The 23,987-nt window shown below is 38.7% G+C and carries 15 protein-coding genes; 4 read left to right on the top strand and 11 right to left on the bottom strand.

Annotated features, from left to right (window positions below):
* Positions 1-2: 2 nt before the first annotated feature.
* The 4 genes from H7U17_RS04785 (at position 3) to H7U17_RS04770 (ending at position 4,810) form a co-directional block, all read left to right on the top strand.
* The gene (locus tag H7U17_RS04785; RefSeq protein WP_186755423.1) at positions 3-956 is read left to right on the top strand and encodes a glycosyltransferase family 2 protein; all 954 of its coding nucleotides are present in this window, start codon (positions 3-5) and stop codon (positions 954-956) included.
* Complete coding sequence (locus tag H7U17_RS04780) at positions 949-1,683, top strand: glycosyltransferase family 2 protein (RefSeq protein ID WP_186755421.1); 735 nt, start codon at positions 949-951, stop codon at positions 1,681-1,683. Before H7U17_RS04785 ends, H7U17_RS04780 begins: the two co-directional genes overlap by 8 nt.
* 86 nt (positions 1,684-1,769) lie before the next feature.
* Entirely contained in the window at positions 1,770-4,037 is a 2,268-nt protein-coding gene (locus H7U17_RS04775; protein ID WP_186755419.1) for a glycosyltransferase, read from the top strand.
* A gap of 2 nt (positions 4,038-4,039) precedes the next feature.
* A complete protein-coding gene (locus H7U17_RS04770) occupies positions 4,040-4,810 on the top strand; it encodes a glycosyltransferase domain-containing protein (RefSeq protein ID WP_186755417.1) in 771 nt (256 codons plus the stop codon).
* A 65-nt stretch (positions 4,811-4,875) separates the two neighbouring features.
* Here H7U17_RS04770 and H7U17_RS04765 read toward each other — a convergent pair whose 3' ends face one another.
* From H7U17_RS04765 to H7U17_RS04715, 11 genes are all read right to left on the bottom strand, one after another.
* On the bottom strand, positions 4,876-5,178 hold the full coding sequence (locus H7U17_RS04765) for a hypothetical protein (RefSeq protein ID WP_186755415.1): 303 nt from the start codon (positions 5,176-5,178) through the stop codon (positions 4,876-4,878).
* Between the two features lie 26 nt (positions 5,179-5,204).
* Positions 5,205-6,368 (bottom strand): glycosyltransferase family 4 protein, encoded by a 1,164-nt coding sequence (locus H7U17_RS04760; protein ID WP_186755413.1) that lies wholly within the window; start codon positions 6,366-6,368, stop codon positions 5,205-5,207.
* A gap of 474 nt (positions 6,369-6,842) precedes the next feature.
* Positions 6,843-7,535 carry a basic secretory protein-like protein gene (locus H7U17_RS04755; protein WP_186755411.1) on the bottom strand — a complete coding sequence of 231 codons (693 nt, stop codon included), beginning with the start codon at positions 7,533-7,535 and terminating at the stop codon, positions 6,843-6,845.
* 277 nt (positions 7,536-7,812) lie between these two features.
* Positions 7,813-10,287 carry a glutaminase family protein gene (locus H7U17_RS04750; protein WP_186755409.1) on the bottom strand — a complete coding sequence of 825 codons (2,475 nt, stop codon included), beginning with the start codon at positions 10,285-10,287 and terminating at the stop codon, positions 7,813-7,815.
* 385 nt (positions 10,288-10,672) lie between these two features.
* A complete protein-coding gene (locus H7U17_RS04745) occupies positions 10,673-12,133 on the bottom strand; it encodes an IPT/TIG domain-containing protein (RefSeq protein ID WP_230981268.1) in 1,461 nt (486 codons plus the stop codon).
* A gap of 85 nt (positions 12,134-12,218) precedes the next feature.
* Positions 12,219-13,202 carry a DUF4973 domain-containing protein gene (locus H7U17_RS04740; RefSeq protein ID WP_186755399.1) on the bottom strand — a complete coding sequence of 328 codons (984 nt, stop codon included), beginning with the start codon at positions 13,200-13,202 and terminating at the stop codon, positions 12,219-12,221.
* Positions 13,203-13,218: 16 nt separating this feature from the next.
* Entirely contained in the window at positions 13,219-15,231 is a 2,013-nt protein-coding gene (locus H7U17_RS04735) for a RagB/SusD family nutrient uptake outer membrane protein (RefSeq protein WP_230981267.1), read from the bottom strand.
* Between the two features lie 53 nt (positions 15,232-15,284).
* Positions 15,285-18,713 carry a TonB-dependent receptor gene (locus H7U17_RS04730; RefSeq protein ID WP_230981266.1) on the bottom strand — a complete coding sequence of 1,143 codons (3,429 nt, stop codon included), beginning with the start codon at positions 18,711-18,713 and terminating at the stop codon, positions 15,285-15,287.
* 155 nt (positions 18,714-18,868) lie between these two features.
* Positions 18,869-19,885, bottom strand: a complete 1,017-nt coding sequence (locus H7U17_RS04725) for a FecR family protein (RefSeq protein WP_186755396.1) — start codon at positions 19,883-19,885, stop codon at positions 18,869-18,871.
* A 534-nt stretch (positions 19,886-20,419) separates the two neighbouring features.
* Positions 20,420-21,013: an RNA polymerase sigma factor gene (locus tag H7U17_RS04720; RefSeq protein WP_186755388.1), complete on the bottom strand. Its 594-nt coding sequence runs from the start codon at positions 21,011-21,013 to the stop codon at positions 20,420-20,422.
* A gap of 224 nt (positions 21,014-21,237) precedes the next feature.
* Positions 21,238-23,928, bottom strand: a complete 2,691-nt coding sequence (locus tag H7U17_RS04715; protein WP_186755386.1) for an alpha-L-rhamnosidase — start codon at positions 23,926-23,928, stop codon at positions 21,238-21,240.
* Positions 23,929-23,987 lie beyond the last annotated feature (59 nt).

The raw sequence follows: 23,987 nt of genomic DNA, 5'->3' as shown, positions 1-23,987 counted from the left end.
TAATGATGAATAAAGTATCTATCATTATCCCTACATATAATTATGGTTTTGTGCTTAGCCAAACCCTGGAATCTGTCCTAGAACAGACTCATCAAAACTGGGAATGTATAATTGTAGACGATGGTTCTACGGACAACACCGAGGAAATAGTCAATAAATACCTTAGTAAAGAAAAGAGATTCCTGTATCACAAACAGAAAAATAGTGGTGTATCAGCTGCTAGAAACAAAGGGGTTAAGCTTGCAAGTGGAGATTTTTTGCAATTCTTAGACGGAGACGATTTATTAAGCCCTGAAAAACTTTCTCTCCAAATCAGGCATTTTGAAAGCAATCCTGATATCGATATTAGCTATACAAATAATTTTTATTTCAGAGATCACCAACCCGAAATTCTAAGTTATGATTCTGAAATGAATAATAAGGAGTGGATGTACAAACTCCAAGACAGGGGAATCGAAACAGTAAAGGCCATACTGCATCATAATATTGCGGTTATTAGTAGTCCGCTGGTAAAATCATCTATTCTCAAAAAAGGGATTCAGTTCCCAGATAGCGTCGCTTTACTAGAAGATTGGATATTTTGGTCAAGACTTGGTTTCGCCAATTGCTCATTCCATTACTTAAATCATCCAAAGGCATATACAAGTAACCGCCTTCATCGCACGAGTGTTAGCAAAAAAAACTTAGTTAAGATGAAAGAAGGTGACATCTTAATAAGAAGTCTATTCAACAAAATGATTGAGCAATCTGGATTTAATCGACAAGAAAAACAGTTGCTTCATGACTTAAATAAGAAGTATTATAAGTGGAATTTTAAAAAGCTACTCTATCAGATAGGCCCATGGAATTTCCCTGAATTAAAGCGGATAAAAAAATATGTCGACACAATTGATTTTGGTAAGTACTATATAAAAGCCGTTTATCAGCAATTAAAATCACCATCCAAAAATGAATAATCCAGTTGACATAGATATCATTATTCTGAGTTATGCAAAGGGACCGGAACTAAGAAAACTAACAGAAACAGCTCTAAGTACACTTTATGATTCCGAACTTCCAAAAAACATCCGCTTCAATACAGTAGTAATTGAATCATATAAAAGCGCTAAAAAGTATGATTTCCCCAATACAAAAACTATTTATCCAAAAGAAAAATTCGGATACCATAAATATATGAACATTGGGATCGAAATGACCCAATCTCCATTTGTTTGTATCTGCAATAACGACCTAGAATTTCATAAAGGCTGGGCTAGTGAAATTTTAAAAGCTTTTGAAGAGGATTCCGACCTAAGTAGTGCCTCCCCAGCATGTTCTATCCATCATCCAAATCATGGAATAGCGCTTAATAGTGGAATGTACTATGGATATGAAGTAAGGAAAGAACTAACTGGATGGTGCTTGTTCTTTAAAAGGGAAATACTGGCTGTCACTGGCAAGCTAGATCCTAAGTTCAAATTTTGGTTTGCAGACAATGACTACAGTATGACACTCCAGAAACATGACCTCAAACATGCTCTGGTGACTTCATCCATAGTGAACCATCTGGAAAGCCAAACATTAAACACCAAACGAACCCGCGAAAGACGAAGGTTAACTGCAAAAGAAAGGTTCTTCTATGAATATAAATGGGAAGGAAGAAGTTATTTGTCCTATTTATGGAAAACCAAGAGATTAAAATAATAGCTGCGAAAGGGGCAGGACAACTTAAGTTATTATAAGAATTCGCAAAATCAATTTCATTATCAAGTACCATCGACTGATTCAATATGAAGATCTATAAATGGATAGACAAGTATAACACAAAGTATTGTTTTAAAATCAACCGAAAATTCTATCAAGGAAAGGATGGCGGAAAGGATGATTCCATCAGATTTCGTCCAAAATTTATTCTTTATTATCAAATTAGAATTTCTTCACTATTAATTGGAGCAATTTTTCTTAAGCGAAGTGTCTTGAATGAAATAAAACAGGCTTTTAATACGAAAAGATCTATTTCTTTAAACCCTGATCAGAAATCAGATACATCTATTCGGTTTCAAGAATGTTTACTGACCCTATTAGGTTATCGGCATTTCGTTCCTTCGAATATCCTTCCACTGCTAACTTCAAAAGAAATATTAACTAACAAACTCTCCTTCGCCGAAGAGTCTGCTCCTCTCGTAACCATCATTATTCCAGTTTATAATCAATTGGCATACACCTATAATTGTTTACAGTCCATAAAAAACAACTTTCCGAAAAACATTCCCATAGAGATTATAGTGATAGATGACTGTTCCCAAGATGATACGGAAGAATTTTTCAAAAGAAATGTTAAAGGGATCAGGTATATTAGAAATAAAGACAATCAAGGTTTTTTACAAAATTGTAACCTGGCAAGTCAAATTGCCAAGGGTGACTTTTTGTATTTTCTGAACAATGATACCCAAGTTAGAAAGGCCTGGCTCAATCCACTCATTGAAGAATTTAATAATGAAGAGGTAGGATGTGTCGGCAGTAAACTTATCTATGCCCACGGACTCCTACAGGAGGCAGGGGGGATGATATTCCGTGATGCTTCAGGTGCTAATTATGGAAGGAATGATCTTCCTGACAGGCCTAGATACAATTATATCAGAGAAGTCGACTATTGTTCCGGTGCAAGTTTGATGATTCGTAAAGCAGATTTTGACAAATTAGGAACGTTTGATAAGCAATATGCTCCTGCCTATTATGAAGATACCGATCTATGTTTTGAAGTGAGAAATCACTTAGGAAAGAAGGTAATCTACCACCCTCTTTCAGAAGTCATCCATTTTGAAGGCATTACCTCCGGAAAAAGAGCTAAAAAAGATTCAGTAAAGAGATTTCAAGATATAAATAAAATCAAGTTTAAGAAAAAATGGGATTTAGCACTTTCCAATCATTACACTGACCATAACATGGAATATGGAAGTCGTAGACTATTGTCCAAGAAAAGGCTGATTTTTATCGATACCATAATTCCAGAATACGATAAAAACTCCGGCTCCTTTAGAGCCTACCAAATCTTGAAAATCCTAAAAGAACTGGGATACCACATTACCTTTATTCCTGGGGACACTAGAAAAACCCACCCCTATTATAATCAAATGATTGAAATAGGGATTGAAGTGCTTTTTAGGTATCCCAACCGAGCTGGGATGATAAAAGAAATCAATGAAACGATCAATTCATGTGATGTTATTTGGATTAGTCGCCCCGAATTAAACGATGTTTTTAAATGGCTAATTGAAAAGTTCCCTAAAGCCAAATGGATATACGACACGGTGGACCTCCACCATATAAGGCTACAAAGGCAAGCTGACCAAAACAATGATGAAACCTTAAAACTAGAAGCAAACAAGGTAAAAGTTCAGGAATTGAATATTGCCAAAGCAGCAACTCATACCTTTACAGTAACTGACAGTGAAAAATCAATGTTGGAAAAAGAAGGTATACATAACGTCGAAGTAATACCTAATATCCATGAACCAGAGAAAATGGACAATATTAAATTCGACAAGAGGAAAGGACTCCTCTTTATTGGAGCTTATGACCACCCGCCTAATATTGACGCCGCCATCTGGTTAGTACGGGAAATCATGCCCGAAATCTGGAAAGAACTCCCCACTCTGAAGCTTACCTTACTGGGAAGTAACCCCACTGAAGAAGTACTACAACTTAGAAGCGATCTAGTAAAAATCCCTGGATTTGTACAAGATGTCTCTGAATATTTTAAAAATACCAGGGTATTTGTAGCACCTTTGAGATTTGGAGCAGGAATGAAAGGAAAAATAGGACAAAGCTTGGCCTATAAGCTTCCTGTGGTTACAACAAGCATAGGTGCGGAAGGAATGGGGCTAGTAGATGGTCAGGATGTAGTTATCGCCAATTCTTCAGAGGAATTCATCCGGAAAACATTATTTATCTATCAAGATGAACAAGTTTGGTCAAAGATTTCTGAAAATTGTCACACGGCATTAGCACCTTATTCAATAGAATCTGTAAAGAAAACCCTAAATAAAATTGTTTAAAAATGAGTTCATTTAAAAACAAGAAAAACATTGTCATCTATACCGCCATTTTTGGCAAATACGATATCATCAGAGAACCTCTTTTCCCTGAGGAATTACTTTCAGAGGTGGATTTGATCTGCTTTACTGATAATAAACTATTGAAGTCTCAAAACTTTAGAGTCATAAGGGTTAAAAGGCAGTTTGAAGATCCAACCTTAGAAAACCGCTTTTATAAATTACAGCCCCATAAGGTCCTAAATAAACAATACGATTATAATATTTATGTCGATGCCCATTACCTTATCACAACAAAAAGTGTAAAACATCTCCTTTCAGAACATTTATCTAATGACACCTTATTGGCCTTATTAAAGCACCCTGAAAGAGATTGTCTTTATGAAGAATTTAAAGCCTGTCATTTCTATAATATGGACAAGCCTGAAAAATTTATTGCCCAAGAAAAATTTTATAAAGAAGAAGGCTTTCCTGAAAAATACGGCCTTAATCTAGGAGGACTTCAGTTTCGAAAATCCGACAGTGGACTGGAAGAGCTTCTGGATTTTTGGTGGAATGAAGTCATCACCAGAAGTAGAAGGGATCAGTTGTCCTTCAATTATTCCATTTGGAAGTTAAACTTTCAAAACTTTAAAACACTGGATTGGATTCCAGAGAAAAATCCTTTTGGAGAACTTAAAAAACACGAACCTTTTATCAAACAATACGGGGCATTTAAAAGGAATTTTCACAAAATCCGAAGAAAAATATTCGGGTATTCCCAAAGGAAAAAATAAAATCGAATTTGATCCTCTACCCACATAGCTCCTTTCCAACAATCTATTGATTTTATTAGAAAGAACTATTTCTCTTCAATACTTTCAATGGATATCAAGGTGATCTCAGTATTGCCCATTCCGCAATAAGAAACCCCGGACAAATTATAATAAACCAAGACCTCCAATCCATCAATTTTGTACTGATCCTTTAAGCTTTTTGGTTTATAGTTTTCACCATTGATTTCAATCAGCCATCCACAACCGTCGACAGCAGGATCCCCAGTATCCTTCACCATGCCTTCTGCTTTCAATAAGGGCCTATCATCATCGGTACATGCACTGAAAAGAACAGCTAAAAAAAGAACAATGAATAAACTAGGTTTCATATGTATAAAAATTTGTTAAAATCCCATTAAGTGGCCAAGGCCGGTTTCGCAGGATAGGTCTGTAATACCTCCTGATATACATTCATGATATCCCTGGAAATTATACTTTGATCAAACCTGCTAATATTTTTATATCCCTTATCAATAATTTCAGCCCGATTATCCTCTCTTGAAAGTGTTTCCAAATGTTGGATCAATGCAGAAGGATCATCTGGATCCCCATAGAGAGCCCCTTCTCCCCCAGCTTCATGGAAACAAGAGCCGGTACTGGTTATCACAGGAGTCCCCATTCTTTGTGCCTCGATTATTGGGATACCAAATCCCTCGAAATAAGATGGGTAGATAAATACATGGGCCAGTTTATACATGGCCGGAAGATCATCAAAGGATACATGGTGAAGAAAAATCACCTTATCATGGAGACCATATTCTTGGACAATGGTCTTTAAGGTATCCACATAAGAGGTAGCTCTTCCTACTACCACCAAAGGCAGATTCCAATCCCGCTTTTCCTTCATGGCCTTCAGGATCAATTGGACATTTTTGCGTTTTTCGATGGTGCTCACAAAAAACAAATACTTATCGGGAAGACCATATTTCTTCTTGACCAACTGGAGCTGCTCATCAGTCACCTCTCTATTATAGTTTTCATGATATCCCTGATAAATTACCTTGATTTTGTGGACATCGATTCCCAAAAAGTTCACCAGGTCCTCCTTGGTCTGATGGCTGATGGCAATTACCTGATCGGCCTCCCGACAGGACCTTTCCATCTTTAATTTATAAATCTGCACATCGATTGGATTAAAAAGCTCAGGATACCTGCAAAACAATAAATCATGCACAGTCACCACGTATTTGGTTGATTTATTCTTAATAAAAGGAATTTCATTACTCAGCCCATGAAAAATCTCCAGCTGGTTATCAAAATGTTTCATCCCCTGAAACACACTTCTCCATGCACCGGATAAAACCGGCAACTTCCACATATCAGTGGGCAAAACAATTTTTTGATTGGGATTTTTGCAAGCAATGGCTATTTCATCACTTTTACGGCCATAATTTGGCGTAAACAGAAAATAATTATTCTTAGGAAAATTATCGCTTAGCGATTTCAGGATAAACCGGCTATAATTACCCAGTCCTGTAAAATTCTTAAAAGCTCGCTTTGCATCAAATCCGATTCTCATGTGGTAGTAATTTGTGGTTCGTTGGTTTTGTCTGCCAATACTTCAACAAGACGGAGATAGAAATGATATTGCTACAAATCAATTCTAAATATTATCGAAAAATTTAATTTAAGGTTAACACCTTTTTTTTAACACACTAATTGAAAGCAGTTTGTACAGCACTTATACTTTCAATTTATTTCAAATTCTATGCTATTTTAATTCATAGCATTGCGGAAATAGAATTTTGTCGCTAATAATTAGGACAAAAATAACTACAAAATAATCCTAGAAAAGCAATTAGCCATTGTTAATTTAATAGAAGACCAGGCAGAATTAAATGAGGCCGTCTCATTATTTTGAAATTCACTTTATTATCAATAACTCAAACCTAAAGTGATCATCAAAAACAATAATTGATTTACACTATCAAAAGACTTAAATCAAGATATAAATAACAAGTTATAAGACAGCCTCATCCTACTATTTAATAAATCATATTTTCACTTTTGGATCTATAGAGTACTGGTCCCAAAGCTCTTCTAATGTTTTCCCAGTATATAAGGACCAAAGTGATTCATCATATTCCTTCTTCCTCATTTTCTCATCCATACGCTGAACAAAGTCCTTGTCAAAGCGCTGGTTTATCCAAAGCAAAAACCTAGCTGTAATCCTATAGCTATTTTTGTAATGATGCTGAGGATCAAAATCAGGCAACGACCAACCAGCACCTTCATTATCCACTCCATAGACATATCGAACATAATCAGCTATACCCTCGGTGAGCCAGCCAGGACCTGAACCACCTGGATAAGCCTGCACCAAATGCATCCCTTCATGGGTAATCACATCCAAATCTTCCGGTTTTTTATCTAACCATTGAGAAGCTATGGTGATCTTACCATTATGGGCATACGCAACGCCATTATAAGCTGTATCAATCGTCACTGTGACCTCTGTTATAGCTTCTTTATTAAAATCCTTGACCATTTTTGGATACACTTTGAAGAAGGTCTTGATTAATCCAGCTTTAACCTCTTCATTCAAGTTGGGGTTTTGATTGACAAATGTAAGGGTGTACTTACCCTTTTTTACTACTTCTTTTTCTTCAGTTTCTCCTTTAGCACTAAGGGGCCAAAAGGTGATGCCACTCAAACAAAGGGCTAGGGTTAATTTTTTAAATCTCATAAGTACTATTTTTGTTTTAAATTGAAAAAGGTAAAGTCATTTGGGCTATTGCTTTTTATACTAGACTGACACATTTATAAAATGGAAACAGGCTACCCAATAACTGGGCAGCCTGAAAACAATAACAATCAGTATTACTAAGTTAGCTGGTAGTTTATAGTCCTGAATGAATAAAGACTATAAATCCTAATCTAGATCGATTATCACCTGCTGTACTGTTTCTACTATATTCTGGATCATGAATATTAATCATCGCAACTAATTTATCATCCAAGTCCTAATAAAGCAATTTGATAAAATAACCTCCCACAACAGACCTCGCCCTAAAATTCATCACATGAGCATCCGTAGTTTCATGCCAATCACTAATCGGCACCCTGTTTTGGGTTTCATTGGCATATTTCCACATAGGAGCAATAAATGCCTTGAAATCCTCCTGACTATCTGCCAAGGAAGCTGTCCAAAACACCCAGTCTGATTTGGAATAGGTTTTTCTACTATCCAATGGTAAACCATATTTTTCCTGTTTGGTCAGATAATAAGCTATTTCCTTATCAGCCACTTCTTCAGGAAATACATTTAAATCCAGAATTTCATCCCATACCAAATTATACTTTTCACTCCATGTACCAGGAGTTTCAAAAGCCAAGGAATAATGGTCCCCATCATCGGCCAACTTCATCCACTTTTTGGCCATTTCTCTGGCTTCATTGATATAGTCCGCCTGAACATCCTTGTCCCCCATCATTCCGGCCATCTTACCATAAGCTGCCAATGCTAAAATAGCCTTAACAGAAAGATTGGCATTTCTGGCCAAATGACCTGCAAAATCATCCGTAGAAAGCTGATTGGCCGGATCAAAACCACTTTTTCTCAAGTACTCTGCCCATATGGTCAATACCTCCCAATGCTTTTTGGCATAGGCAGGATCATTTTCCTGATCCACTATAGCTGCTGTCAGCAATAGCATATTACCTGCTTCTTCCACGGGCATATCTTCCCCGTATGTTTGGCCATTGCCTATAGGATAAGTTCCTAAATCATGTGCTGGAAAAGGTTTCTTCCACCTGCCACTTTCAGAATAATGAAATATCCCATTCAGCATACCCTTCATCAAGTCTGGGTTATAATGCAAGAACAGTGGAGCTGAGGGATAGGTTACATCCACGGTATTGATGGAACCATTACTATTATTTTCCTTGGACATAAAAAGCAATTCCCCTTCTGGACTTTCCACTAAAGTATGGGCAGCGATAGCCTGACGGTATGCCAACACACACATATCTGCATATTTCTTTCCACCTGCTTTCAGTGTTTCTTTGTACATTTTCTTATCAAAAGCCTCACAACGCTTGGCGATTTGCTTATAGTCATCCGCAGCTTTTCCCAATAAAGCTTCGAATGTGCCTCCTTCAGAGGTTTTCCACCAAGGCTTCAGGTCTTTCCCGAAATACTGAATTGCGAGTTCTTCGTCATAACCAAGCAAAAACAATTGCTCCTTCGCTTTGGAACCAATATTCCCCATATCCACTGTTGTATTCAACATGATCCCCCTAGACTGAAGGTCTTGATTCGTAGAATGGCTTTTATCCCAAGTTCCCAATATATTGCCACCGCTATTTAACCAATGCTGGGTATTTTCACCTTTCACAGTGGCCACATACAAATGTCCCCAGTCAATGCGCACATCATCCCCCTTTCTTCCTAAAACATTTTGGTCAACCGTGCCTGCTTTCATGATATCCAATTCCCCATCCTGATACCTAGAAGCAGCAACTTCTTGACTAGGCTGGTGGACTGCCAAATCTGAAGACACGCCAAGGGCGATCTGGACATCATGGTCTTTGCCATCTTTGCTTTTGACTTCCGTGGTAATATAAGAAATCGGCCTTGCCAGAAGGTCTAGGTCATCCAATAGCAAAGGAGACATGAAATTCACAGTCAAGGCTACATTACCACAATCAAATTCATACTGGGTTTGGGTGGCAGTAAGATGGACTCCTGTCTGCAAAGCGGCAGTCAGCTGCTCCATTTCAGGCTGGACCACTCCCTCGGCCAATCCTAGATCCAACCATCTGCCACCTCCTGTATTTCTAATATGTACCGCCAAAACATTACCTTTTTCTTTAAGGTTTTCTTTAATGCTTTGGGGAATCTCTATATAATCATATCGATGAACCCATCCCTTCAATTGATAGATTTGCTCTCCATTGAGATAAACTTTGATATTATCATCATGCCTGATTTTAAGGAAAAGTTTTTTCAAGTCTTCACTGTCCTTCAGATCAAAACTTCTTCTCAGCCACAAATCATCAGTATCCCAAAAAGTACCATCCACATCACGGCGATCAGTAAAGGGAGCCTGTCCTTTTTCCCATTCACTGTCATCGAAACCTGCTTGTTTCCAACCAGACTTTGGAGTTTTTTTTGTATAGCTCATACTATAGCCACGCTGATCAGTAGTAGGAAGAATGGAATTGAACACCTTAGATTCTTTGCCTAAAAAGCGGTATGGCTTTCCATCTACTTTTATTAAGCCCAAAAGACCATGATGGGCTGTTGTCCAATGTTTGGGAGACTCTTGGTTGAGTTGGTCGTTCATTGACCAGATACTAAAATTAGGATTATGGGTAATCAATGGATAGGCAGGCGCCCTAAGCGCATCCTGCGCCAAAGTTTCCGTGCCTATCATTAAGCCCAAACCCAAGGTGATCTTTGCAATTGCTTGCTTTACTCTTTTTACTCGTTGCATAGGTTTGATTTTCTAACTGTTTGTTCTACTGGCGAAATTGATTTTTTTGGTACTCAAAAAGGATAAAAATGATTTCCACAATAATGCTTGCTGCATACACCATGCTTATCCCAACTCAACCCCTAAAAAAACCTGTTTCAACAGCTTCAAAACAATAAAATAAGTTGATATAATTTTTTAATGATTATTCCTTTTTGGCTGATGATTATGATCTATTGTCCTACTCAACTTTTCCGGAGAAACATTGACTATCTTCAATAAGAATTCAAAAATTCATACAGCATAACTAAAGCCTTTTGGGGTAAAGCGACCCCAAAAGGCTTTAGTTATTTAATTGTATTTTTGAAAGCACTAATTTCGCTTTCTCTGATCCAAGGCTAATTGCTTAATCTTCTTCCTCAGTATCCGATTCCTCTTCATCCATCTCTTCAAGTGCTATTTTACGAATACGGTGATTCATCTGATCTCCAATATAGAAGGCTTTATCTTCTTCACTATATGCAAGTCCTGAAGGTCTATCAAATCTAGCCTCCTCACGCAAGTCACCATCTACATATCCCCATGGGTCAGGATTGATACTAGAACTCCCCCTACCGGCAAAGGTCGTTACACTTCCTTGAGGACTAAGCTTACGGATACAATGATTATGCTGGTCTGTAAAATAGAAGTCATATTCATCTGGCTTACCCTCTGCTGCGTATTCTTCATTTTTCACAAACACACCTTGATAAGGATTTCTCAATCGCACATCGGAGCCAACACCATCTTGATAACCTGCACCTCTTAACTGACCGCAGACCAGATAAGGTTGATTGAACTGCTTTTTCTCCCAATTATAATCTACTCGTAGGATATAGTGCTGGTTAATGACCATTATATAAGCATAATTACCTGTAGGATGCATAAAAATCTTATACTCCCAACCCGGATCATGCACCACGAACAAGGTTTCATAATCCTTTACACCCAATCCTTCATCGAAATACTTGTTCAGGTCAAAACGGAAAAACTGGCCTTTCTCATAACTATTGAAATAAAGCTCTCCGTTTATAGGGTGTACTGCTGCCCCATTACACTGTCTGTACCTGGTCATGACTTCCCGGTCTTGCCAATCTTTGTCTCGCGACAAACGATAAGTTGCTCTATCATTTTCACCACCTCTATCTTCAGCGATGATCATGTGTTGACCATCTAGCGTAAAATCAATACTTCTTGGGCGATCAAAATCAGAACGTTTTTTGGTTACCGTACTATCTTCCAAATCGATCAAATACAATCCATTATTAAAATCGAAAACTGCCCATAGATGCTTAGGGTTGATCGGGTCAAATTTAAGAAAAGAAGGTCTCCAAAAACCACTCGCCATATCACTGGGATCATCGGCTTTGAATTTTCCATCTTTCCAGGGTTCATCACCTCGGTCATTTTTATATCCGATCAAAGTGGATACTACCATCTTACGCTCATAGTTAAAATCCTTGCTGGAACTACCACTAACCTCTCTGCCATCACCGCCAACACGCACTTCTATTTCTCCTCCAAATGCTTGCCTTGGCACCAAACAGTACAAGGCATCCCCTTTCACGTTGATTACAGTGGCTTCTTTTCCGCCTATAAATACTGAAACAATATCTGGATCATTACCAAAGTTCTTACCGTAAATCACTAGTCGCTGCCCTGCCCCTCCTGAAGAAGGGGTAAAATTGGACACCACTACGGGTTGGGATGGGTCAAAGGACTCTCCGATATCAAGCCCTTCTTCCTCAACTTGACAGCTATAAAATAGCCCTAATAATAAAGCCAGTACTAAATTTAGTGTATATCGGCCCCATTTTATATTTATCATATTTATTTGCATAATTTTTAGATTTAAAGTTCACAATACTTTTTGGGTACAAGCCCAATTTCAACCGTATCGCTGCTGTGCTTTATTACCATTCGATGGCCTGGTCTTCATCAGGGATTTGGGTATTTAATTGACGCTGTAAAATCAATGAACCCGTCACCTTATAATTGATATCGACATTGGGCACCATGGTGTAATCTGAAAATTGGTAATCTATATTATTGATGGTGATATAACGGTGCAAAAGATATGGACGCACATCATCCATCTGCTCTGTGATGGTATAACTGGCATCTTTATTGACCTGAAACTTCATATCAGGATTATCCGAATGGAAAGTCACTCCCCCATTTGTATTGAAAGTAGCATAGACTTTATAGTTTCGGCGATCTTGACGATCCTCATCAATATTACCTGCATAGAAGAAAATCGTATTTTCGTCCACCACATACCCACGTATTTCCTCCTTTACAATTGGCGTTTCGTCTTCATATCCCTCCATGGTTGTTTTCAAAGCTGTACCACTGTAGGTACCTGAATAATCATTGAATGGGTGAATACGTAAAATGGCCTTTCGGTAATATTTCCTCGGGTTAGGTATATAACTATTCGAAGGATCGTCCTCAATATTTAAAGGAAGCACCCACTTGTCTACCATATCGATATCTTTTAAGGTAAAATCGATGGCCATTAATGCGGTATTTTCTCCAGCTTTAATATCCACAGTGGATGGAATAGAAAAGTATTCACTGTTCAATTCCCTATAATAAAAATCCTCACGATTTTGGAAATGCTCATAGTTCAATACCTCCAAGGTATCAGAATCAACGGCTACGTGCACAGTTCTGTCTTTACTATTGGTAGTAGACCCACTGACTATCAAAGGTTGTTGGAAGGTGGTCTTTTCCTCACCCTTATAACGGATATAAATATCACATACCCCCTCATTGTTCAAAGGAGCTTTAAATGATATAAAGTTTTCAAATTGTTCTTCAGTCCACTCGTCATTGCACGAGCTGCAGATTATAAGCAGTGAGAACAGAAGAAATGACATATATGATTTATTCATGATAATGCTTTTTAAATTAATCGTTATAAGTCCATCCTGGATTCTGTGTAAGTCGGTTGTTCCGCTTCAGCTCTGTATGGCTAATCGGCCAGAACCACATCTTATCAGCAAAAGTGGTTTCAAGTGCCCAAATCGCTACAGGTTGATGAAAAAGGTCCCTTTCATTTTCATTCATAAGGACATTGCAACCATAGATTGGCAATGATTCCTCCACAGGAGCATCCATCCAACGACGTAAGTCATAATAGCGTTGCCCTTCTCCCAAAAGCTCAATAAACCGTTCACGCTTCAACCTTTTTCTTAACTCGTCCTTATCGCTGTATGCACTGGCAGGATAGTCAGGCACACCAGCGCGGATACGCACAGGATGAATGCCTCTTTGCATCTCAGCAATATCCCTAGAGATACTATAACTTCCGCCATTCCATGATGGAATATTATAGGCCCCATCAAGCTCATTCAATGCTTCTGCATACATAAGTAATATATCTGGATATCGAATGGCAGGCTCAGCTTTAGGAACGATATTCCCCATGCTTCCACCCTCATAGGTATCACTTGGATGGACATATTTCTTCATGCCAAAACCTGTTCTTAGCCAGTAGGCATTGGATGAATTAAAGCCATTTCCTCTAGGGTTATCACGGTAGTAGAATACTTGTTGATTACGATTTCTTTCTTGAGACTCATTCAAAAGCGTCCAAAAACTGCCATTATAAGCTACCGAAGCATAGAATCTAGGTTCACGGTTAGCATACTGCAAAGAAACGCCCGGTCTTAGTGGCCTGTACTTTCCAGCATCATAATCCTCTTGGGTCACATAACCACTCACACGTTCGGAACCATCTCCTCGACCAATCTCTTTATCTCTACCCGGTACATCCGAACCATCATTCATCGCATAGGCATCTACCACTTTTTGTGTCAACCCGTGGGTATTCCATCCAGTAGCTGAACGCGGCAACTGATGGGCAACCATCGCTCGGATACTTTCTCCATCTTGGTTGTTACCCCTAGTAAAAATCAATTCCGGATTACCTGACGGTAATAAAGTGCCATCAAAAACCCTGGCATATGATTTTGCCGGATCAATATTTGCCCAGCCCTCCGGCCAGCTCTTATCTGAGAAATCTTCATCATATGGAGGAATAACAGTAGCGTCTTCTCCTGTTTCCTGTACAGGTACAGTATACAGTTCGTATACACCAAGCTCAATTACATCTCTGGCTGCCGCAGCTGCTCTTGCCCATTTCTCTTCTTGATAATCTGAAGAAAGCAGTCGTTCTCCTTGATCATCAACCAATCGAGCCGCAAAATCTGTATTATTTCCATTTGCTAGTGGACTTGCCGCATAGATCAATGCTTTGGCACGGGTAGCCAAGGCTGCTCCCACTGAAGGACGGGCTGATCCATCCTGTCCACGTACCATTCCTCGTGCCTCCATTTCCTTTGCTGCCATTAACATTTCATCACTGATAAACTCAGCACATGCTTCATAGCTACTTCTTGGGACAGCCAACTCATCATAGCTATCTGTATAATCCAACCCTTCATCAGGCAATAATGGAATCGGACCATATTTGCGAAGTAATAACCAATATAAATAAGCTCTAGCAAAGCGAGCCTGCCCCTTGTAATCTTCTATTTCTACCCGTGACAGCTCTAAATTCATATCAATATTATGAATGAAAGTAGATGCATTTCGAATTCCTCTATAGCATCGTGTCCATGTTCCCTGCTTATCATTTTCAGAATATTGCCCCATCTTGAACATATTGTAGGACAACTCATTTTTAGATGGGTCATATTCACTGTCCCTATCTCCATAGTACATCCCATCCGCAAAATTATGAGGGGTCACTCCTTTACTGGCTACATCAGCATTGATTCCTTTTAGCTCCTCAAATACATTCGCTAGCCATTCTTCCGAATAGATCTTGCTTTGGAATACCTTCTCTTCTGTAAGTCTGTCTTTAAAATATTGACTGGAATCCAAATAGTCGCCTGCACAGGAAGAAATTAAGCCCATGCACACAAACGATATTAATATATATATACTCTTCAAATTCATCTCTTCTCTTTTTACAGGTTAACATTAATACCCAAGGTGAAAGATTTTGCAGGAGGGTAGTCTTCTCCCCTAGGTGTGGCCAATTCCGGGTCCCAAAGTTTGAACCTTGACCAAGTGAACAGATTCGTTCCAACCACAAACAATCGGATATTCTTGGCCCTCACCAGTCTGGTCAAATGTTTGGGTAAACTATAGCCAAAATCCAATGTCTTTAGACGAAGATATCTCCCATCGCGTAGCCAAAAAGTAGATTCCCTGAAATTATTAGGGTTTGGACCAAAGCTTAAACGGGGATATGAGGCGTTTGGATCTTCTGTAGATGGATCCTCTGATATATCTGAATCAATCCAACGATTGTCACCCATCACTCCTTTCATGACTTGTCCCCACTCTCCTTCACTGAAGGCATAAACTGTTTTTCCAAAAGTAGAGAAAGTTGATTTACCTGCTCCTTGGAAATGAATACCAAGACTGAATCCCTTCCATTGGGCCGATGCACCCAATCCGTAAATCAAGTTTGGTCTTCTGGTAGCACCAATGGCAACGCGGTCTCCATCATTGATCACTCCATCACCATTGACATCTTTATACTTAATATCTCCAGGTTGATAAGTTCCAAAAGTTTGCGTAGGACTATTTCTGATATCATCATAATCCTTAAAGAGACCCAAAGCCACCAAACCTCTTGACTGACCTACACGGTAGCCTTCTTGATTCTGATAACCATAAACATTATTCTCCTCATCCCTTTCTACAATTTCATTTTTGCTATAAGTGATATTACTTCTAGTAGTCAAGGTTACCTTTCCTATTCGCTTAATGAACTTGAAGCGTCCATCAAAACCGCGAGACTTTACAATGCCCACATTGGCCCTTGGAGTACTTTCCAATCCTACCATTGCAGGCAAAAACTGTCTTGCCATATAGATACCAGTCCGCTCTTCATCAAAGAAATCAAGGTTAGCAGTAATACTATTGGTTTCGATATCAAAACCTAGGTTTTGTTTTGTCGCTACTTCCCAAGTTACATAAGGCGAGGCCACCTGTGAGTACCTCATACCTCCAAAATACCGGTCAAAGCCATAATCAGCCCACTGATATCCTCCAGCAGGATCACCATCTTCATCAAAAATTTCTGAAATAGTATACAAATAAGGGAAACGTTCTCCACCCATTAATTGGTCATTACCAGCCTTTCCATAAGAGTAGCGGATCTTGAACAGATTCAACCAACTAATGTTATTTTTAACAAACGACTCATCTGCCACATTCCAACCAAATGAAATTGCGGGGAAGAACCCATACTGTTGGCCGGGTGCAAAATTCTCAGATCCAGTATATCCAAAGTTTAAATTGGCGAAATATCTGTATTTCCAATTATATAAAAGGCGACCGGATAGCGCTTGATTTCTTCGGGCAATACCATTTTTGATATCACCTCCTATATTGACTGTCTGCACATAAGCATCCCTAGTCAACCTAGTAGCCGCGCCTATATGATGGTCTCCGATGCTCTTATCATAATTGAACATCAAGTCAAAAAATTCAAGTCTATTACCAGAAGAACTACTGGACTGTTGCATTTCACTAGGATTGGAAATATGGGTAAACACCAAATCTCCGTTGATATCACGGGCACGATCAGCACGCCATTGCTCAGGCCATTTACGACGCTGAATATTATTACTGTTTCGCGTATCGTAGCCTACAATTCCCCTCATACGAAGGCCTTTCGTAACAAAATTCAAGTCCTGCTCAACTGTAACATTGGTCTGTACCCTATTGACCCAATTTTCATTGAAACCTGTTTGGGTGGCCATCACCCATGGGTTGGTCTGATTTCCTGTCCCCACTGCAGGGACATAACCATTAGAATACAAAACAGGAGTACGAATAGGTGAATAACCAAAAAATGCTCCCCAGAAATCAACATCACCCAGACCTGGACTGTTTCGCTTACTTAGGGATCCTGCAACACCCACTTTCACTTCTGTGGTTTCAGTAAGATTAAAATCTGCATTCAATCGGTAATTCCAACGTTTATAATTGGCATTGGTATTATAATCGTCCTTTAAAGACTCATCGATTTCATACATCCCTCCTTCATCGATATAACTGGCAGAAGCATAATAACGTGAAGTCGGTCCACCACCACTCATATTCAAATTGGCTCGGTAGGTCATTGCACCATCTTTCAATAGTAAGTCCTGCCAGTCAACATTTGGATATAAATCGGGATCTAATCCAAGACGCAAAATTTCCAATTCCTCTGGTTGATAAATAGGCGCATGGTTACGCGTAACCCTAGCTTCATTTAAAAGTTTTGCATAGGTCACTCCATCTTCAAACTCTGGTGTTATAGTACGGGTGTTATATATAAATTCATCTTTAAAATTAACCTCTATTTTTCCTGCGCTACCTCTCTTGGTAGTAATCAAAATCACACCATTCGCTCCTCTAGAACCATACATGGCTGTCTCCGCAGCATCTTTTAATACAGTAATGGATTTGATATCTTCGATATTAAGCTCATTCAAATCCCTTTCAATATTATCCACCAATACAAGTGGATTGGTCCCTCCACCAAAAGTGGATATACCACGAATCCAGAATTCTGAGATATTCTTCCCGGGTTGACCTGATTGCATCATACCCAAAACTCCAGGTACATTTCCGGCCAGCGCATTTGACAAGCTTGAGGTTGGGTTTGATTTTAGGTCTTCCGTATTTACAGTAGAAACCGCTCCGGTCAAGGATATCTTTTTCTGCTCACCAAAGCCCACAACCACCACTTCTTCCAATGATTCGGCATTCACTGCTAATACCACATCAATCTTACTTTGATTACCTACTACCACCTTCTTGGCTTCAAAACCGATATAACTAAATATCAAGGTCGTACCTTCTTCCACATCGATGGAATAATTCCCTTCAATATCCGTTACCGTACCTTTGTTTGCTTCTCCTTCAATCAATACCGAAGCTCCAGGAAGTGGCTCCCCTTCTTCATCAGTTACCACACCAGTAATTTCTTTAAATATTTCAATTGGAGGACTTGTTATTACTACTCCTTTTTCTTTGATTTTCTTGACACTAATACTGTTATTGACCTGTCGAAATTCCAATCCAAGATTCAGCGCCATCTCCTTTAGATGTTCAGCCACTGATGCCTTTGTATTGGAAATACTTACCGACTGATTTCTATCGACATTCCTATCCGTATAGAAAAAATGGAAAGAGGTATTTTCTTCTATCTGATCGAGCACTTCTTCCAAAGTTTTCTGATCACTGGACAGTTCTATAAACACCTCCTCGATGCTCTTTACCTGGGCGGATGAACTGCCTGCTAGGACAGAGCTCATGGTCAAGGTCAGGAAAATAAAACAGTAGCCTGCATATTTTGAGACCATAATAATTTTCTGGGTTAAATTTTGTTTCATATTTTGGGTGTATCAATTTAACATAGGTTTTAAAGGCAATTGGAGTTCCAGTCCATATGTTGCCTTTCGTTGGATTGATTTCTTGTCCGGGAGCGTATGCCAGTACATTCCCGGACTCTTTCGTTTTGGATTCATCGTATCATAGGCTGGGTTATTTATGGGTTGAATTTCATTTCTATTTTTCTTTTATCTATCTGATAATCAAAGCCAATGGAATGGCCCAGAATATTAAGAACATTATCGAGATATTCATTTTTATCAAAAGTACCGGAGCATAAAAATCCTTTATCATATTCTCCTTCGATATGGATCTCGACATTGTACCAGCGCTCCAAGGTCCGTACTACTTCCTCAAAAGTATCATCATCAAAATGTAGGATACCTTCTTTCCATAAAAGGACCTTTTCCACATCAATCTTTTCTTTCCTGAAATCATTATCTGCTCCCTCACTGATAATCGCCTCTCCGGGGATCAATTCACCTGACCTGTTACCCGAGATATCCTCTACTCTCACCTTTCCATGTGTAAGGGCTACTTCTGTAATAGGAGAATCTTTATATGCCTGAATATTAAAAGCGGTACCGAGTGCTTCAGTAACCAAACCTTTACTCTTTACACTAAATGGATGTTCCTTATCTGAAAAAACATCAAAATATGCTTCTCCCTCCAGTTCTACCTGACGGTTGGTTTTAAAGCCCTTTTGGTACCGGATGGTACTCTCTGCATTCAAATAAACTTTAGTACCATCTGGCAGGATAATTTTGGATTTTTGACCTGCAGGATTAGATTTTGTAACCACTGCATGAGTTTCTATCGGATTTTTTTTATGGTCCAATACATATTGATATGCCAGTAGGCTAATGGTAAAAATCACTGCCAAGCTTGCCGCAATCCTTACTCCCCAATTCCGCTCAGTCTTTAACTTGGTTTGTTGAGACCTTAAAGACTGATTACTGCCTTCCTTTTTGGTGTTGATCTTTTTAAACAACACTTCTTTATCCCATAAGCTATAATCCTCTATTACTGGATCTCGCTCATCCCATTCTTCTTTGAGTTTTGAGGACATATATTTCTCACCATCCTTGGAATGGTACCATTTCAAAAAATCTTTGGCCTCTTCTTTAGATAAATTCCCTTGGTAAAATGCTTTTAGCTGTCGTTCTCTATCCATTTGTATTGTGTTACAAATGGATATACCCTTAAGTCAAGTCAAATACTCACGTACCATTAAAAAAAAATCAATTATTTTTTTATCAATCCTCACAAGGACACCTAAATATAAGTTCAAAACACCGAATAAAAACAAACTACATAACCATATCACCAAAATTCCAACTATTTTCAATAACCGTTTTGGGAGCAGTAAACCTATTGTAGGCAGTCAAACCGTATCAATCTTAACTGATTACTAAAAAACTTGTAAGGCACAACAGTAGGGACAATTAGAATTAGAAAATTAAAAAGATACCAGATCTACTTAAACATGAATTTCCAAATAACACTTACCCAATGCTTGTATAAAAGAAACACGGCTAAAACACGGGTTAAACACGGCTTTATCTGGACTTAGGCACCTGATAACCTATCGTGACTAATAATATCATATCACTTGATTCTTTATAATGGAAAAGCCCACATTTATGCTGTAATAGATCGCGGCTTTATCAATACCAGGCTGTTATTTCTTCTTATTGAAATCTTGAATTTATAAAAGAAATTCTGAAAACATGATGACGACCCCATATGACACTCCATGTTTGGTTTCCAACTGTTTTCTCAATGATTTTGTAGCCCGGTATATTTGGTTCTCCACAGTCCTAACAGATACATCTAACTGACTTGCTATTTCTTCAGCACTCAAATGTTGTTCTGTTTTCATTACAAAAACTTCTTTTTGCTTCTCGGGTAGGGTTTCAATTGCTTGGAGGGCAAAGGCATATAAATCTTCAAATATAATTTCATCCTCAGTAACAGTCGAATACCCCTGATTTAATGGTATGGCATACTTTTGGTAGGCCACAAACCTAGCCTTCTTTTGGGACTTTTTGATTACTAGGGAACGAACTATTGAAAAAATAAAAGCATTTATAGACAGGTTCGAATTCAGTCTTTCCTTATTATTCCAAAGATATAAAAAGACATCCTGCACGATTTCTTCGGCATCATGATGACTCATATCCATCTTCTTGGAAATTCTATAAATCTTAGCAGAATAGCGGAGGTACAGTTGATGAAATGCTTCCTCATCATGCGCTTTTATTCTCTCCACCAATTGGAAATCTTCGATCAAACAGGTCATAGGGTTTATCTATCTAATTAAGCCAAAAAACCTAAATCGGTTTAGCTTTTCAGAAAATAAAAAGAAGACTTCAACATCTTCTACCCTAAATGAACACAATAGATTTAAAAAATGCAAACCCGTCATACACAAATTCATAAATTAAATAGCAATACAGAATTTAATTTCAAAAATCAATCATAAACCTATAAAGAGTTGGTAGCTACATGTAAGTTTCACCTTAATTAAGGCTTTAGTAATATATCAAAATCATATTCTCCAGACTTGATTAAATAATGATCGCAGTCCACTTTTTCACTAACTTCCTGAAGATCTGCACCTTGATTCAACTTCACTATGGTACCTGCGGGCAGCTTTAGATTTGCACTTGAATTAGGAGGAATATTCACCTTATACTTGATCCTATTCTTATTTACCTTTTTCCAAGCTGAACGAATCTCGCCATAAGGCCCATTATGATGGGCCTCAAAAGCATCCAGCCCCTCCACAAAATTAGGTGACAATAGTATATTTTTAAAGCCAGCCTGCTCAGGATTTGGCTTAATTCCTCCCAAAGCCTTATACATCCATGCGCCTATTTCTCCAAACATAATATGGTTCATGGAAATATCATTTTCAGATTCGATATTCCAGTTTTCATAAAGTGTCGTAGCACCATTCACTATCCACCAGCCCCAAGAAGGATAAGTTTCTTGTGAAGCAATTTTATATGCCACATCTGCATAGCCATTTTCACTGAGTGCATTCAAAATTGATTTGGTACCTAAGAGCCCCACATCTAGATGAAAACCATCTTTTTCTACTTTATTAGCCAGGTTTTCTGCAACTTTCCCTCTTAAGTTTTCAGGTACTATATCCCATTGCAGGGCAACACTCATCTCCGTTTGGAAACCTGATCCATAGATTCCCCTCTCCCTATCTAGGTATTTATCATTAATGGATTTCCTTATTTTCTCTGCCAAAGTAGCATATAGCCTTGCATCATCCTTGTAGCCCAATATGCCAGCTACCTTAGACAAAATACGGGCGTCAACATAATAGTATGCAGAAGAAGTATACTCAACAGGTGATTTTGATTTTACAGGCACCCAATCTCCCAAGCCCCAATTGGTAAGGCCATCCTCACTGATATCTGTAATATGATTTACATACCTTTTCATCGCCTCAAAATTCTCCTCCAAGATTCGTTGATCTCCATAAAAGAGATAAACATTCCAAGGGATCAAACATATAGTGCTGGTCCAATCCGGCCCATTTCCCCATTCATAGCCCCAACCTGAAGTTGGGATGATAGAAGGTAATACGCCATTGGGTTGTTGTTCATCCCTATGGTCGTCCATCCATTTTTCATAAACCTTAATCCCATCATAACTGTAAAGCCCTGTCTCTATGGCTATATGTGCATCTCCTGTCCAACCATTTTTCTCCCTTTGCGGACAATCGGTTGGATATCCGAAAAGATTAGCCAAATAAGAACTGTTGGTGGCGGACCAAAGCAAGTCCATGGTATTGTTGCTGGACTTGATACCTCCCACCTCTGGTACATCACTGTACATAAAATAGCCCGTCAAATCCTCCTTATCCAATTCTACAATCCTGTCGGCAATAACCTCTACATATTGAAAGCCCTTATAATTGAATTTGGGAACAAATGAATCCTCACCCCTCCCGCTTAGAATAAAAATATCCGTCTGGAATGGATCTGTATCATCTGTAGGTCTGTAATGCACATCAATATTGGACATATCTACACGACCATTCTCCTTTAGCCTTTCTCCATGCTTCAGCCTTAAAACAGTTCCCTCTTCCCCTGCAAGTGTAATTTTACTTACACCAGAAATATTTCTACCAAGATCAAATACATAGGTACTGTCATTGATTTTATTGATTGTCTTGGCTGGTAAACTCACATTATGCCTAATAGGTGGCATCACTTGAGCAACGATTTTTTTACTGGGAGCCGATCGATAATAGACATCATTCCATTCTCCATCATCATATCCTGCCTGATTCCATCCAGGCAATTCCAACCTGGCATCGTAGTGTTCTGCGGTATAGATACTATTAAAAATTACCGGACTGAAATGTGTCTTCCAACCCTTATCTGTGCCAATCGTCTCTACCGTTCCATCCTCATAGGTAATTCTCACATCCATACAAAATGTTGGCCTGTTTCTCCAAGGTGCATTATGGAAATTCCAAACAGCAGTGGACTGATGATTATACCATCCATTGCCCAATAAAACGCCTATTGCATTTCTCCCTTGCTGAAGAGCCTCCGTTACATCATGGGTCACATATAAAACCCTTCTATCAAATCGGGTATAGGCAGGATCCAATTGATGATTACCAATCCGCTTCCCATTTATACTCAATTCATATAATCCACCAACAGCAATATATGCTCTAGCGCTTGCTATCTTCTTTTTAGTATCAAATTCCTTTCTGAAATAGGGAGCCGGTTTTAATGCTTGGGGCTGTCCATCACCTATCCAAGCACCCTTCCAATTTTCTACAGACATCATACCCGTCTCAAACATTGCGGGAACTGATTTCCCTATACTTACCCCATCCTTGTCCCAAACTTCTACCGTCCAGGAATAAGATGTAAAGGGACTTAATGTCTTCCCCGCATAAGTAATCAATTGTTGATCTCCCAGTTGTTTACCTGTATCCCAAACAATATCATTATTATTCTCCTGCCCAGATTTGGATTGGTGAACAACTAACCTAAAAGCGGACTGTTCAGCACCAGATCGCGCATCTTCCATTTTCCAGGTCAACCTAGGCTGTTTTGAATCTATTCCCAAGGGGTTTTCAAGGTATTCGCATCTCAAGCCGACTTGAGCCAATAAAGGTTGAAAAACAATAAAAAAATTTAGGACCAGGAATATCAGTCTATATTTAAAGTTCATAGGTTTCTATGGTTTATTGTTATCATCCCCCCTATCAGAAAATTATCGACTCAACTACT

This window comes from Echinicola salinicaeni (assembly GCF_014280965.1).
Taxonomy (GTDB): Bacteria; Bacteroidota; Bacteroidia; order Cytophagales; family Cyclobacteriaceae; genus Echinicola; species Echinicola salinicaeni.
This window is presented reverse-complemented; position numbering and strand designations above follow the sequence as displayed.